Annotated in this window: 13 protein-coding genes; 9 read left to right on the top strand and 4 right to left on the bottom strand. The window is 46.6% G+C overall.

Annotated features, from left to right (window positions below):
• Nucleotides 1-113 precede the first annotated feature (113 nt).
• Nucleotides 114-719, top strand: a complete 606-nt coding sequence (locus B2751_RS01000) for a 3D domain-containing protein (RefSeq protein ID WP_035406242.1) — start codon at nucleotides 114-116, stop codon at nucleotides 717-719.
• Nucleotides 720-830: 111 nt separating this feature from the next.
• Here the strand turns inward: B2751_RS01000 and B2751_RS00995 are convergent, their stop codons facing one another.
• Nucleotides 831-1,268 (bottom strand): universal stress protein, encoded by a 438-nt coding sequence (locus B2751_RS00995; protein WP_029342342.1) that lies wholly within the window; start codon nucleotides 1,266-1,268, stop codon nucleotides 831-833.
• 154 nt (nucleotides 1,269-1,422) lie between these two features.
• Between B2751_RS00995 and B2751_RS00990 the strand changes: the two genes are divergently transcribed.
• Nucleotides 1,423-2,148, top strand: coding sequence for an SDR family oxidoreductase (locus tag B2751_RS00990; RefSeq protein WP_290772130.1), 726 nt, complete (start codon nucleotides 1,423-1,425; stop codon nucleotides 2,146-2,148).
• Nucleotides 2,149-2,194: 46 nt separating this feature from the next.
• On the opposite strand, the gene B2751_RS00985 is transcribed toward B2751_RS00990, so the two are convergent.
• The gene (locus B2751_RS00985; protein WP_290772128.1) at nucleotides 2,195-3,298 is read right to left on the bottom strand and encodes a M24 family metallopeptidase; all 1,104 of its coding nucleotides are present in this window, start codon (nucleotides 3,296-3,298) and stop codon (nucleotides 2,195-2,197) included.
• A gap of 155 nt (nucleotides 3,299-3,453) precedes the next feature.
• Here B2751_RS00985 and B2751_RS00980 point away from each other — a divergent pair, with 155 nt between their 5' ends.
• Entirely contained in the window at nucleotides 3,454-4,764 is a 1,311-nt protein-coding gene (locus B2751_RS00980) for a DRTGG domain-containing protein (protein ID WP_023469046.1), read from the top strand.
• Nucleotides 4,765-4,816: 52 nt separating this feature from the next.
• Here the strand turns inward: B2751_RS00980 and B2751_RS00975 are convergent, their stop codons facing one another.
• Complete coding sequence (locus tag B2751_RS00975) at nucleotides 4,817-5,125, bottom strand: YtpI family protein (protein ID WP_035406252.1); 309 nt, start codon at nucleotides 5,123-5,125, stop codon at nucleotides 4,817-4,819.
• Between the two features lie 63 nt (nucleotides 5,126-5,188).
• Here B2751_RS00975 and B2751_RS00970 point away from each other — a divergent pair, with 63 nt between their 5' ends.
• Complete coding sequence (locus tag B2751_RS00970; RefSeq protein WP_290772125.1) at nucleotides 5,189-6,124, top strand: DHH family phosphoesterase; 936 nt, start codon at nucleotides 5,189-5,191, stop codon at nucleotides 6,122-6,124.
• Between the two features lie 65 nt (nucleotides 6,125-6,189).
• Here B2751_RS00970 and B2751_RS00965 read toward each other — a convergent pair whose 3' ends face one another.
• Nucleotides 6,190-6,384, bottom strand: coding sequence for a hypothetical protein (locus tag B2751_RS00965; protein WP_035406258.1), 195 nt, complete (start codon nucleotides 6,382-6,384; stop codon nucleotides 6,190-6,192).
• A 145-nt stretch (nucleotides 6,385-6,529) separates the two neighbouring features.
• Between B2751_RS00965 and dnaE the strand changes: the two genes are divergently transcribed.
• The 5 genes from dnaE to pfkA all read left to right on the top strand — a co-directional run bounded on the left by dnaE (nucleotide 6,530) and on the right by pfkA (nucleotide 13,231).
• Complete coding sequence (gene dnaE, locus B2751_RS00960) at nucleotides 6,530-9,691, top strand: DNA polymerase III subunit alpha (RefSeq protein WP_290772122.1); 3,162 nt, start codon at nucleotides 6,530-6,532, stop codon at nucleotides 9,689-9,691.
• A gap of 102 nt (nucleotides 9,692-9,793) precedes the next feature.
• Nucleotides 9,794-10,312, top strand: a complete 519-nt coding sequence (locus tag B2751_RS00955) for a FadR/GntR family transcriptional regulator (RefSeq protein WP_035406263.1) — start codon at nucleotides 9,794-9,796, stop codon at nucleotides 10,310-10,312.
• Nucleotides 10,313-10,332: 20 nt separating this feature from the next.
• Nucleotides 10,333-11,193 (top strand): acetyl-CoA carboxylase, carboxyltransferase subunit beta, encoded by an 861-nt coding sequence (accD, locus tag B2751_RS00950; protein ID WP_056062672.1) that lies wholly within the window; start codon nucleotides 10,333-10,335, stop codon nucleotides 11,191-11,193.
• A complete protein-coding gene (gene accA, locus B2751_RS00945; RefSeq protein ID WP_035406271.1) occupies nucleotides 11,180-12,115 on the top strand; it encodes an acetyl-CoA carboxylase carboxyl transferase subunit alpha in 936 nt (311 codons plus the stop codon). The genes accD and accA overlap by 14 nt, the downstream gene beginning before the upstream one ends.
• 147 nt (nucleotides 12,116-12,262) lie before the next feature.
• A complete protein-coding gene (gene pfkA / locus B2751_RS00940) occupies nucleotides 12,263-13,231 on the top strand; it encodes a 6-phosphofructokinase (protein ID WP_035406276.1) in 969 nt (322 codons plus the stop codon).
• Nucleotides 13,232-13,280 lie beyond the last annotated feature (49 nt).

Genomic DNA, 13,280 nt, shown 5'->3' with positions numbered 1-13,280 from the left:
ACGGTAATAGTACAGACATATTTTTGTGGTCTATATGTAACGGCACTACTTGCTTTTGTCATGTATATTAATCTCAGTTAACAAACACGAAACAATGATGGAGGAGAAAATACATGATGAAACGAATGCTCGCAAGTGTTTTAACGGTCGTGTTAGCACTCAGTTCGTTCGCAGGTCTTCAAGCAGAGGCTGCAACTAAGAAAAGCGTCAAGTCAACAGTCGATAGCCTAGTCATTCGTCAAAAAGCTACTACTTCTTCGAAGAAACTCGGTCTTCTATATAAGAACCAAACGTTATCGTACAAAGCAAAAACAGGGAACTGGTACAAAGTAAGCTACAAAGGTAAGACGGCTTATCTTAGCGCGAGCTACTCGAAGGTCGTGACGTCAAGCGGATCAAAAAAACAATCTACGGGCGGTTGGAAAACAGTCACGAACGTGAGTGCGACAGCTTATACACCGTATGATCCAGGCAGTGGCAACCTGACAGCAATCGGTTGGAACATCAAAAGCTCGAAAAAGAAAGTCGTAGCTGTTGATCCACGTGTCATTCCACTTCGTTCGACAGTCAAAGTGTATTACAAAGGGAAGTTGAAAGGGACATATACAGCTGCTGATACTGGCGGTGCCATCAAAGGTAAGAAGATGGATATCCTTTACTACTCTCGTTCAGAAGCATTCAACTGGGGTCGTCGTACCGTTACAGTAAAATACAAATGATTTCAAACCATCGGACATTGGTTCGATGGTTTTTTGTTTAAGCAGGTCGTCAAAAAGCCTCTCTTCCTTTGAGATGAAGGGAGAGAGGCTTTTGTTTGATAGAAGAGTGGTTCATAAACGAACGATCAAGACGTCACATTTTGCGTAACGCGTAATGCTTTCAGAGACACTACCGATGAAGAAACGCTCAACAGCGTTTAAGCCGGTCGCGCCACAGATGATTAAATCAGCATCGTGATTAGGAGCAAGTTTTTTGGCAATCGTGACTTTTGGAGAACCGTATTCAATTGCAACTTCGACTTCCTGTACACCGCGATCTTGAGCGGTCTTGACATATTCGTCTAGCAATTCCTTCGCGTAAGATTCAGCACGTTCCGTGATGGTACGGTCATATGCTTCTACTGTTGCGAACGTCCGTGTATCAATGACGTGTGCGATGATCAATTTTGCATCATTTCGCAATGAAACATCGATTGCCGTCTCGAAGGCACGTTCTGCCTCTTTTGAGCCATCTACTGCTACAAGTACATTATGATAGACGATTGCCATGATGAATCCATCCCTTCGTAATCGATATGATGAGTACACCCTAATTATACCATTCTCTTACTGGAAGCGGACGAAACATTCAACGAGTTCTAAAAATTGTCCTACCTTTCCATTCCATCGTAAGATGGAGTCAGTGAAAGGGGGCGATGCCAAGATGAGGCACGCGTTAATTACAGCAGGTACAAAAGGATTGGGAGAACGAGTAACACGCCAGTTATTGGAAGAAGGATGGAAAGTAACGGCGTTCCATCGTTCCGAACCCGAGTTTACACATCCGAATCTTGTGACGATTCAAGCAGACGTGACGAACCAAGAAGAAGTGGAACACGCAGCTCAACAAGCAATTAACGAGCAAGGTCGGATTGATGCGTTGATACTTAATGCAGGACCATATATATTCGAGCGGAAAGCATTAGTAGATTATAGCGATCGAGAATGGAATGAAGTCATTACCGGGAATCTGACCGCTAGTTTCTGGTTGTTACGTCAAGTATTACCCATCATGCGTAAGCAAGCCTATGGTCGAATCATCACGTATGGTTTTCCAGAAAGTGCGACAGCGCCAGGATGGGTGTGCCGGGCGGCGTTCGCTGCTGCAAAAAGCGGGATGGTGAGTTTGACGAAGAGTGTGGCGCTTGAAGAGGCAGAGCACGGCATTACGGTCAACATGGTCAATCCGGGGAACATCGTCGGTGATAACAAGACGAAACGGATTTCCGAAGCAGAGCAAGATGAAGAAACACCAGTCGGAAGAACGGGTGTCGGGGAAGATATCGCTCGCGCCATCTCCTTCTTACTCGCAGAAGAATCAAGTATGATCACAGGTGCGATTCTTGATGTGACAGGGGGCGTCAATGTCGTCCATCAATCCCGTAAGTAAATAAAAAACACCTAATCCATCGCTTGGATTAGGTGTTTTTACTGATTTAAGATGATGGAATCGATTGAAGGTGTTTTGGTGTGCGAGTTAACGCAACCGGACCTTCCGCAGTAAGATGGATATCATCTTCGATCCGGACGCCGCCGACTCCGGGAACATAGATACCTGGTTCGAGCGTGTAGACGATACCAGCTTCAGCCGTCAGTAAGTTGTTCGAAGCGAGGGACGGGAATTCGTGAACCTCGATTCCGAGTCCGTGACCGACGCGATGTGTGAAGTACTGCCCGTAACCAGCCTCTGTGATGACGTCGCGGGCTGCTTTATCCAATGAACCGAGTGTCGTACCGATCTGACTCGCTTTTGTCGCGGCTTCAAGTGCTTGGCGGACCGTTTCATAGATTTTAGTTTGTTCTTTGCTTGCCTGACCATAAATGAAGGTCCGTGTAATGTCTGAACAGTAGCCTTTCCAAATGACACCGAGATCGAATAGGACGAAATCGCCTTCTTGGATGACGCGGTCACCTGGGACACCGTGTGGATCAGCACTGTTTGCACCAAATAGGACAAGCGTATCGAACGACATCTCGCGGACGCCTTTTTTCTTCATTTCATATTCGATTTCCGCAATGACTTCGATTTCCGTGATACCTGGACGGATCGCTTGTTTACCGATTTCGATCGCTTCATCCGCAAGTGCTGCTGCTTCTTGAAGGATAGCAATTTCTTCCGGTGTTTTCTTCAAGCGAAGCGCTTGTAAGGACTCACCAATATCAAGAATGGCTGCATTTTCAAGATGTGAGCTCAGTTCTTGATATCGACTAAACGTCATATGTTCACCTTCAATACCGATCCGATTGTTTGAATGTTCAAATGTCTTGAATAATTCAGCTAAACGATCGAATGGATTTTCATGATCCTCATACGTGACGACGTCTCCTTCCCAAGGACTCGCTGCAACGATACTTGCTTCGAGTGCCGGGCAGAATAATACATGTTTGCCGGTTACATCAACGAGGACTGCCATGACACGTTCGTGAGGTTCTGCGTAGACTCCTGAAAAGTAAAAGACATTCGCCTTTGAAGTAATGACGGCTAAATCGATTCCTTGTTCTTTCAAGAAAGCACTAATGTAATTCGTACGTTCGCTCATATGTGATTCCACCTCTCTGCTCATTTTCTACATAAGTATACCATCGTCCGATTCGAAAAACATTTATCGTAAATCAGACTAGTACACGTTTTCATCTTTAGAGTAGTACAGTATAATGACAGGAGAGTAGAAAAAAGGAAAAGAAGGGATACAGTATGCCTACGAAACACGAACAGATCATTCGACATATCGAAGATCTTGATGTCGGAACGAAGATTTCCGTCCGACAAATCGCGAAGGACTTGACCGTATCCGAAGGAACGGCCTATCGCGCCATCAAGGAAGCGGAGAATCTTGGGTTCGTCTCGACGATCGAACGAGTCGGAACGATTCGAATCAAAAAGAAACAAAAAGAAAATATTGAGAAGCTGACATTCGCGGAGGTCGTGAATATTGTCGATGGTCAAGTTCTCGGTGGAAGAAATGGATTACACAAGACATTGACGAAATTCGTCATTGGCGCAATGAAGCTTGAAGCGATGATGCGTTACATCGATGTCGACAGTCTCGTCATAATCGGGAACCGTGAAAAAGCACACGAACTCGTGCTTGAAGCAGGGGCCGCTGTATTGATCACCGGTGGATTTGATACAACGGAGGATGCAAAACGATTGGCGGATGAGATGGAGTTGCCCATCATTTCGACGTCATACGATACATTTACGGTCGCAACGATGATCAACCGAGCGATTTATGATCGATTGATCAAAAAAGAAATCTTACTCGTCTCGGATATCTTGATTCCTTTACATGATACGTTCTATTTACAGACGACGGATCCAATTTCACGTTGGCACGAGTTGAACGAACAGACGAAACACAATCGTTATCCTGTCATCGATGAACAAATGAAGGTCGTCGGTGTCGTGACGGCGAAGGACATCATTGACCGTCCACATGACTGGGCTGTTGAAAAAGTCATGACGCGGCATCCAATTACGGTCGGCATTCGAACGAGTGTCACGAATTCTGCGCATCAGATGGTATGGGAAGGAATCGAAATGTTACCGGTCATTGACCAGTATGGGCGATTGCTTGGGATCATTAGCCGTCAAGATGTCCTCAAGGCGTTGCAACTAGCGAATCGCCAGCCGCAGGTCGGGGAGACATTCGATGATCTGATCACAGGGCAGATTAAAGCGGCAGAGGACGAACGGGGACCGTACTTATCACTTGAGGTTTCTCCACAAATGACGAATTTCATGGGGACTGCTTCAAGTGGTGTATTGACGACGCTTCTCGTCGAAGGGGCGACGCGAATGTTGCGTCACATGAAGAAAGGTGACCTTGTCATTGAAAACGTCAGCATCTATTTCATTAAACCTGTTCAGATTGAGAGCACGGTAACGATCCGGGCCAATGTCTTTGACGTTGGTCGGAAATTCGGGAAAGTCGATGTCGAAATGTATCAAGGTACACAAATCGTTGCGAAAGCACTCGTGACTTCGCAACTCATCGATCGTTAAGTGAATACAAAAAGAACCGAAGTCGATTGACTTCGGTTCCTCTGAATCTCGCTCAGGATTGCTCCATCTCACGGACGACATATGGATAAATCTTTTTGTAACGGATGAATCCAGCGATGAATGAAGCAACACCGACGACGATTAAAATAGAACAGACCACTTTTCCGACGAGTGTCGTTAATCCGTTCCCGGAAACGAACTGGTTGACGGCGAATAGGATGACGAACAGACTCAACCAAATGCTCGCTTGTGTATTGAACAAGTATTTTCGGTTCGTGCTTTTCGTATGGAACGCGCGGCGTTTTGCTAACAAATACCCACCAAGCGAGAAAACGATGAGGGCGATGAGGATGAATTGCATGTTAAAAGGACCTCCTTTTTGTCTTCATCTAGTATCATATCAAGATTAGAGGAGCTGTGCACAGTGAAAGAGCAAATCAAACAAATGATTGAAGCTGCAAATACGATCATCATTCATCGTCACGAACGACCAGACCCCGATGCACTTGGTAGTCAGTTCGGCTTACAATTGACATTGCAACACCAGTTTCCTGAAAAAACAGTCTTGTCGGCAGGTGAGATGGCGACATCATTGTCATTTATGGGGAAGCTCGATCGGGTAGAAGACGAGTTATACAAAGAGGCGTTAGTCGTGATTCTGGATACGGCGAATCAAGCACGGATTGACGGGAAGGTCGCGATGACAGGAAAAGACGTCATTAAAATCGACCATCATCCCGATGAGGATCCATACGCGTCAGTGCAACTCGTCGATACGACGATGAGTTCGACATCGGAACTGCTCGTTCATCTATTGAATGAATGGGGATACGACATTCCGGCATCAGCTGCTATTCAATTCTATGCGGGAATCGTCGGTGACACGGGACGTTTTCAATTCCGTGGTACGACGAAACGAACGTTTGAAGTCGCGGCGCAATTGATTGATGTAGGGATTGATACAGATTGGTTGTATCGTAATATGTACCAAACAGAACTGGCGGCGCTTCATCTACAAGGATATGTTCTTCAACATCTCCAATTGACGGATCAAGGCGTCGGTTATGTCGTTTTGACACAGGATACATTGAAGCAATTTGGAGCAACGGTCGAACAAGCATCGTTACTCGTCAATAGTTTTGCCGGTTTACAAGGAATGAAGTGCTGGGCGCTGTTCCTCGAAACGGATATGGAAGTTCGCGTCCGAATTCGCTCGAAGGGTCCAGTCATCAATGAAGTAGCAAAAGAATTCAATGGCGGTGGACATCCAATGGCGTCTGGTGCGACGATTGAACAGTTAAGTGAAGTCGAACGTGTCGTTAATCGTCTGAATGAGGTCGCTGCGAACTTCCAGTTTTAAATGGAAAAAAGGCTGCTCGGTCTCATTCCTCTCATGAGGAAGCGGAGCGAACAGCCTTTTTATGCTTATTTCGTTTTTGTTTCTTCTTGCGGAATGAACCATACGCCACGATCGGTGTGGTCTTCAATGACATTCAGTTGAAGTTCAGCGACCGACTTGCGAATCTTCTCAGCGATTTCTTCCGTTTCAGTAAAAGCAGTAACACCTAACTTTAGTTGTTCAACCTTTTCACGTGCGATTTGACTACGATTCAAAATCATGAGAAATGCTCCTTCCGTACCCGTCATGATATTTCTATACTTATTGTAGCGAATAATAAATCAGATGGCGAGTACTTGAGTTAGTTAGATATGAATGTTCTGAAAACTTTTTAAGCTTTCATCAGAAGAGAGAGGAGAATAGAAGATGCACTTAAATGTCCGGACACAATATAGTCCCTTACAAAGTTTGATTCGAATCGAGACGTACCTCGATGAGCTTGTTCATCGTCAGCTTGGACGAGCGATCATCTGTGAAACGACATTAACCGGAGTTCCGGCATTCATCGAGGCGTGTCAGCGTCGACAGTTACAACCGGTCATTGGCTGGGAACAGCGAATCGAGGAAGAAGACTGTTGTATCTTGTGGTTTGCTTTTTCTTCTGATGGCTTACGGCAATTGTACCGATTAGCTAGTGAACAACCGGTTATTGAAGCCTCATCGCTCATTGCGGTGCTCGTTCCGCTTCGTCAGGCATCGGAAGATATGACACGTCTACGTCGTTCCGTCGTGCAGTGGATGGGACACGTTCAAGGGGCGCGTACATATATGGGAGTGACTTCGAGTCGCTCGACGGTCGAGCGAGAGAGTCGCATGCGTTATCGGGAAGTAGCCGCATCACTCGGTGTAGAGACAATCCCGGTCGATCCTGTCCGTTATCTTCATCGAGCTGAAGCCCCAGCTTATCAAGCAATACGTGCGATCCGTGAAGCAACGACGTTCCAAGATCAAAAAACAGATCGTTTGATGCATTTAAAGACTCGAGAAGAGTTACTCGAAGACTTTACGGAGCGAGAAATCACGATGGCTGAGCAATTTGCCGCGACATCTGAACGCTTAGAGTTACCGTTCCAGCAACGTCCATTACCGCGCGTCGCAGAAGATTCGAATGCGATGCTACGGACGCATGCTGAAGAAGGATTACTGGCACACGGTCATGAAAGTAAAGAAGCGGCGGAACGTCTCGCCTATGAACTGTCCGTCATCGAACAAACCGGATTTGCTGATTATTTTTTGATCGTCGAGGAACTTATCCGACGAGCAAAGGCGAAAGGCATTCATGTTGGACCTGGTCGTGGGTCGGCAGCAGGCTCTCTCGTTAGTTATGCGCTTGGAATCACGACGGTTGATCCGTTGAAATATGGATTACTCTTTGAGCGGTTTTTGAATCCAGAGCGGATTTCGATGCCGGATATCGATATCGATATCGAAGATGAACGACGCGAAGAGGTATTAGAAGATCTCGTGATGCGTTACGGAAAAGACCATGTCGCTCAAATCGGAACATTATCAACGCTTGGTGCCAAAGCCGCTCTGCGAGACGTCGGACGAACACTGGAGTTTTCAAAAGATGAACTGGATGCTGCAGTCAAACAACTTGGGAAATCGACGACGTTACAAGGAATCGAACAAAATAAACAGACGTATCGCTGGTTCTCTGGAAGTGAAAAACGTCGACAACTCTTACAGCTAGCGCAAGCAGTCGAAGGTCTCCCGCGACAACGTTCGGTTCACGCAGCCGGCGTCGTCATCGGGTCAGAGAATCTCGTCGAGACGACACCCTTAGAGACAGGACCGAACGAGCGATACGTGACGCAGTTCCTGATGCAAGCATTAGAACGTCAAGGATTACTGAAGATTGACTTGCTGGGGCTGCGCAATCTTAGTCGTTTGCGTCGGATGGAAGAATTGATTCGAAGAGAACACCCCTCTTTTACGCTCTCGCAAATTCCAGAAGAAGATCGTGCGACGTTCCAAGTCTTTGCCCGCGCTGAGACGGATGATATCTTCCAATTCGAATCACCAGGCATGAAACAAACATTGCGAGAAGTGAAACCGAATCGATTTGAAGATTTGGTCGCCACGATGTCGCTCTATCGTCCAGGACCGATGAAATTCATTGATCTGTACGCAAAACGAAAAGCCGGTCAACCTTATCAGATGGTACATCCTGTATTAGAAGAGGTGCTGGCGTCGACATATGGCATCATCGTCTACCAAGAGCAAGTCATGGAAATCACACGGCGAGTGGCTGGTTTTACGCTTGCTCAAGCAGATATATTACGACGTGCGATTTCCAAGAAGAGTACGGATTCGCTCGAACAGGAACGTCTCCATTTTTTAGAAGGTGCACGAACGAATGGATTCGATGATACAGTAGCACATTCACTTTATGAACAAATCGAACGTTTTGCCGGATATGGATTTAACCGAAGTCATGCAGTCGCCTACTCAAAGATTAGTTATGCCCTTGGGTATATCAAAGCGCATTTCCCGCAAATTTTCTTTCTCGTTTCGGTGGAACAACCGGAACGCCTCGTCCGGTTGATGCGCGAACGACGTCTCCCTGTCCTATCACCGGACGTCTGGATTTCCGATTATCGTTCTTCACTAGAGGGAAAGGGGATTCGACTTGGAATCCATGTGATTAAAGGTATTTCCGAGCGAGAGTTCGAACGGTTAAAAGAAGCGTCGAAGCACACGGCGACGATCGCCGATCTATTGACTCATGTCGGATGGGGTAAAAAGGAACGAGCAAAAATCGAATTACTACTTTATAGTGGCGCATTAGACCGAGCGACGCACGGCGATCGTGGACTCGCTGAACAAGAGGTGCTCGAGTACTTCACGGAATCATCGAATACCTTATTACCGGACGAACTGGCAATCCTCGGGAAACGCCGGACACAGAAGTCATCGAAACGAAGCGATTCCGACTGGGCACGCCTGGAACGAGATGCACTCGGATTCTGGTTAACGTATTCTCCTTTGACGACAGCGATGAAAGCACCGGTCGAATCTGCTTATTTTCATGATCTTAGTGTCGGAGCAGACACGCATTATTTAATCTGCTATATTGATCAAATCCGAGAATTCAAGACGAAACGCGGTCAAGAGATGGCGGTCATTCAAGCGGTTGATGGGTATTCAAATGAAGAAGTCGTCGTATTCCCAAGTCAGTATGAGCGGTTCCGTCGTTCTCTTTATTTAGGGAATGTCTTATTGATCGAATTGAAGGTTCAAGATCGTGAAGGGGAGCGCCAATTCATTTTGGAACGGCTCCGGCCACTCGGACAAGATGTATTGTTCGTCAAGCTAACATCAAAAAATGAGCTAGCCACACTCGAACAATTGTTAGAAGCTGCGCCAGGCGATATTCCAGTCGTCGTTCGCTACGCTGATTCACGCGAGACGAAATCGTTACCGCCACTTTATGCGGTTCGGCATGATGAGGAATTATTAGCTCGTCTACGTATGCAGTTTGGTGAGGATCATGTCGTCCTGAAAAATGTGCCTCGCTCAAACTAGTAGTAGGTAATAAGATTTGTTATAATAAAGGGTAATTGGTCTGACCAATGCCACCGATTAAAGCAACCGACTGAAGGGTCAGAAAGGTGGTGCCGTATCGATATGGAGAAGAAACGAAATGCGTTTGAAGCCAATATCGCGGCGATTAAATTGATGATCGAACAAGATGGATTAGTTCCAGGAGACCGAATCCCATCGGAACGGGAACTGGCAGAACGACTATCCATCAGCCGACCGTCCGTACGAGAAGCATTACGGACGCTCGCTTATTTAGGCATCGTCGAGACACGACATGGAGGCGGAAGCTTTCTGTTGAACCGTGACGATCATACCTATATTCAAATCATCGCTCAATTCTTAGTGACTGGCGATTCGAAGTTCGAAGACTTGGCAGGAACGCTCCGCTTGCTTGAGCAAGCAGCGCTCGCGCAGCTGGATGACCTTTCGGTGCTTGCACCAGTCGTTGCATCCGATGCAGCGTTTCGTGAGACATTGATTCAGACGGTCGATAACGATCTGTTTGAACGAATCTGGCGACAAGTCAATGCCTTCCATAAAAGCTTCGGTCAAGGGGAACTCTATACGCAAGTGGAACGGGAACAACTCTTGAACCGCCCATAGATGACAAGGGGGAACTGAACGTGCAAGCATTTTTTCGAAAACCTAAAAAGTTCGTCACGTTGACTTCAAAGGAGCAACGTGTCGATGTGCCTGTTGGCTTAATGACAAAATGTCCGAAATGTAAATTGATCCAATATACGAAACAACTAGAAGCGAACCTACGCGTCTGTTCATGTGGATATCATCATCCATTGACTGCACAAGAACGTTTTACGCAATTATTTGATGAAGGTTCGGTAACATATTTTGATCTGCCAGCAGTTCAAGCGGATCCCCTCGGATTTGAGGACTATCCGGAAAAATTAAAAGGAGATCAAGTCAGAACGGGTCTTAAGGAAGCGATCGTCTGTGGCGTCGGGAATGTGAATGGTCACCCACTCGTCGCTTGTGTCATGGATGCGCGATTCCGGATGGGCTCGATGGGAGCTGCCGTTGGTGCTGCAATTTCTGAAGCTGTTCGTTACGCGACGAAACATCGTCTACCTGTCACGATATTCTCTGCTTCAGGTGGGGCACGGATGCAAGAAGGAATGGTCAGTCTCATGCAGATGGCGAAATCGAGTCTCTTTTTAAAACAGCATTCAGATGCAGGGTTACTCTATATTTCTTGTATGACCCATCCGACAACCGGTGGTGTATCAGCAAGTTTTGCGATGCTAGGTGATTTCAACATTGCTGAACCGGGTGCGTTGATTGGATTTGCGGGTCGCCGGATCATCGAACAGACGATTCGTGAAAAACTACCGGAAGATTTCCAAACAGCAGAATTCTTATTGCAAGCAGGTCAACTGGACGATGTCGTATCACGACACGATCTGAAGACGTACTATACGCGAATCTTAAAGCTACATGCGGAGGGAACGAACCATGCAACCATTTGACCAACCAGTCATCGCGTTACGCGAAAAAATTCTTGAACTTCATGACATGGCGGAAACGCAAGGACTTGACTTCAAGGAAGAACTGCAACTTCTTGAAGAACGCCTTCATCGGTTAGAACTCGATATTTACGGGAATATGAAAGCGTGGAATCGTGTTCAGTTGGCACGTCATCCAGAACGTCCAACGACACTCGATTACATTGAATCGATTTGTGAAGATTTCATCGAACTGCACGGTGATCGTCATGGGTATGATGATGCAGCAATCGTCGGTGGAATCGGAACGCTAAATGGTCGTCCCGTGACGATCATCGGTCATCAACGCGGAAAAGATACAAAAGAGAACATTCGTCGTAACTTCGGGATGCCACATCCAGAAGGGTACCGGAAAGCACTGCGTCTCATGCAACAAGCGGAAAAATTCAACCGACCGATCATTACGTTCATTGACACGAAAGGAGCATATCCAGGACGTGCGGCAGAAGAACGCGGTCAAAGTGAAGCCATCGCGAAAAACTTGTTTGAGATGGCTGGGATGACTGTGCCAATCATCTCGATTGTCATTGGTGAAGGCGGTTCAGGTGGTGCTTTAGGAATCGGCGTTTGTGATCAACTCTTGATGCTTGAGAACTCGACGTATTCCGTTATCTCTCCTGAAGGTGCTGCAGCATTATTGTGGAAAGATGCGAGTCTTGCGGAAAAGGCTGCAGAATCGATGAAAATCACAGCACCTGATTTGTTACGCCTTGGAATCGCGGATGCCATCATTCCTGAAGTCATCGGAGGAGCACATCTTGATGTGTCATTACAGGCGGATAAATTAAAATCTGTCTTGGTACAGAAGCTCGAAACTTTGGTTCATCTGACCAAGGAAGAGCTCCTCGATCAACGGACCGAAAAATATCACCAAATTGGCACATAAGCACCATGTAATCGCTATCATGATTGATATTCCTCATTTCCGGAATTGATGATGAAAAAGATAGTGAAAGTTTATGCAATCTGCCCTGTTGTAAAACAAGAAAACAACGTGCTATTTTAGATTCAGATTAATGGAGAGGTGATTAACGTGAGTTTAAAACGGATTGCTGTCTTAACGAGTGGCGGCGATGCACCAGGTATGAACGCCGCGGTGCGTGCTGTCACGCGTAAAGCGATTTTTCATGGCTTAGAAGTATTCGGTGTCTACAACGGGTATCAAGGATTAATCAACGGGGACATCGTCCAGTTGAACCTTGGATCAGTCGGTGACATCATTCAACGAGGTGGAACGTTCCTACGTTCAGCACGTTGCCCTGAGTTCCGTACAGAAGAAGGACGAGCAAAAGCGGTCGTCAATCTTAAGAAATTTGAAATTGATGCACTCGTCGTCGTAGGCGGAGACGGGTCGTATCGTGGTGCCCAAAAATTGACTGGACTTGGCTTCCCGACAATCGGACTTCCAGGTACGATCGATAACGATATTCCTGGAACGGACTATACGATCGGTTTTGATACAGCGCTCAATACTGCGCTTGAAGCGATCGACAAAATCCGTGATACAGCATCGTCGCATGAGCGGACGTATGTCATTGAAGTCATGGGACGCGATGCGGGTGATATCGCATTATATGCAGGACTTGCTGGTGGAGCAGAATCGATTCTTGTTCCAGAGCGTCCTGAAGATTTAAAAGAAGTGCTCGATCGCATTCAAAGTGGTGTCAACCGCGGTAAGAAACACTCGATCGTCATCGTCGCTGAAGGTGCAGGTCGTGCTCAGGACGTGGGAGACGCTATCGCAAAAGAAACAGGTCTCGATACACGCGTCACGGTTCTTGGTCACGTTCAACGTGGTGGAGCACCGACGGCAGCGGACCGTGTACTTGCAAGTCGGATGGGGGCACATGCCATCGAAATCCTACTTCAAGGAAAACAAGGACGTGTCGTAGGTGTACGTGGTGGCAAGATGATTGATCTCGATATCGATGAGGCACTCGACGCAAACAAACATGAGCTGGATCTTGAAATCCTTGAGCTTTCAAAACAGCTTTCGATTTAACGAACATCGATAGGATTGGAATGGGCAAGAGAACTTGGCCAAACACCGT

The sequence above is a fragment of the Exiguobacterium sp. UBA6282 genome (genome assembly GCF_002440475.1).
In the GTDB taxonomy this organism is placed as follows: Bacteria; Bacillota; Bacilli; order Exiguobacteriales; family Exiguobacteriaceae; genus Exiguobacterium_A.
The sequence above is the reverse complement of the archived record's forward strand: the minus strand, read 5'-3'. Positions and strand labels throughout refer to the sequence as shown.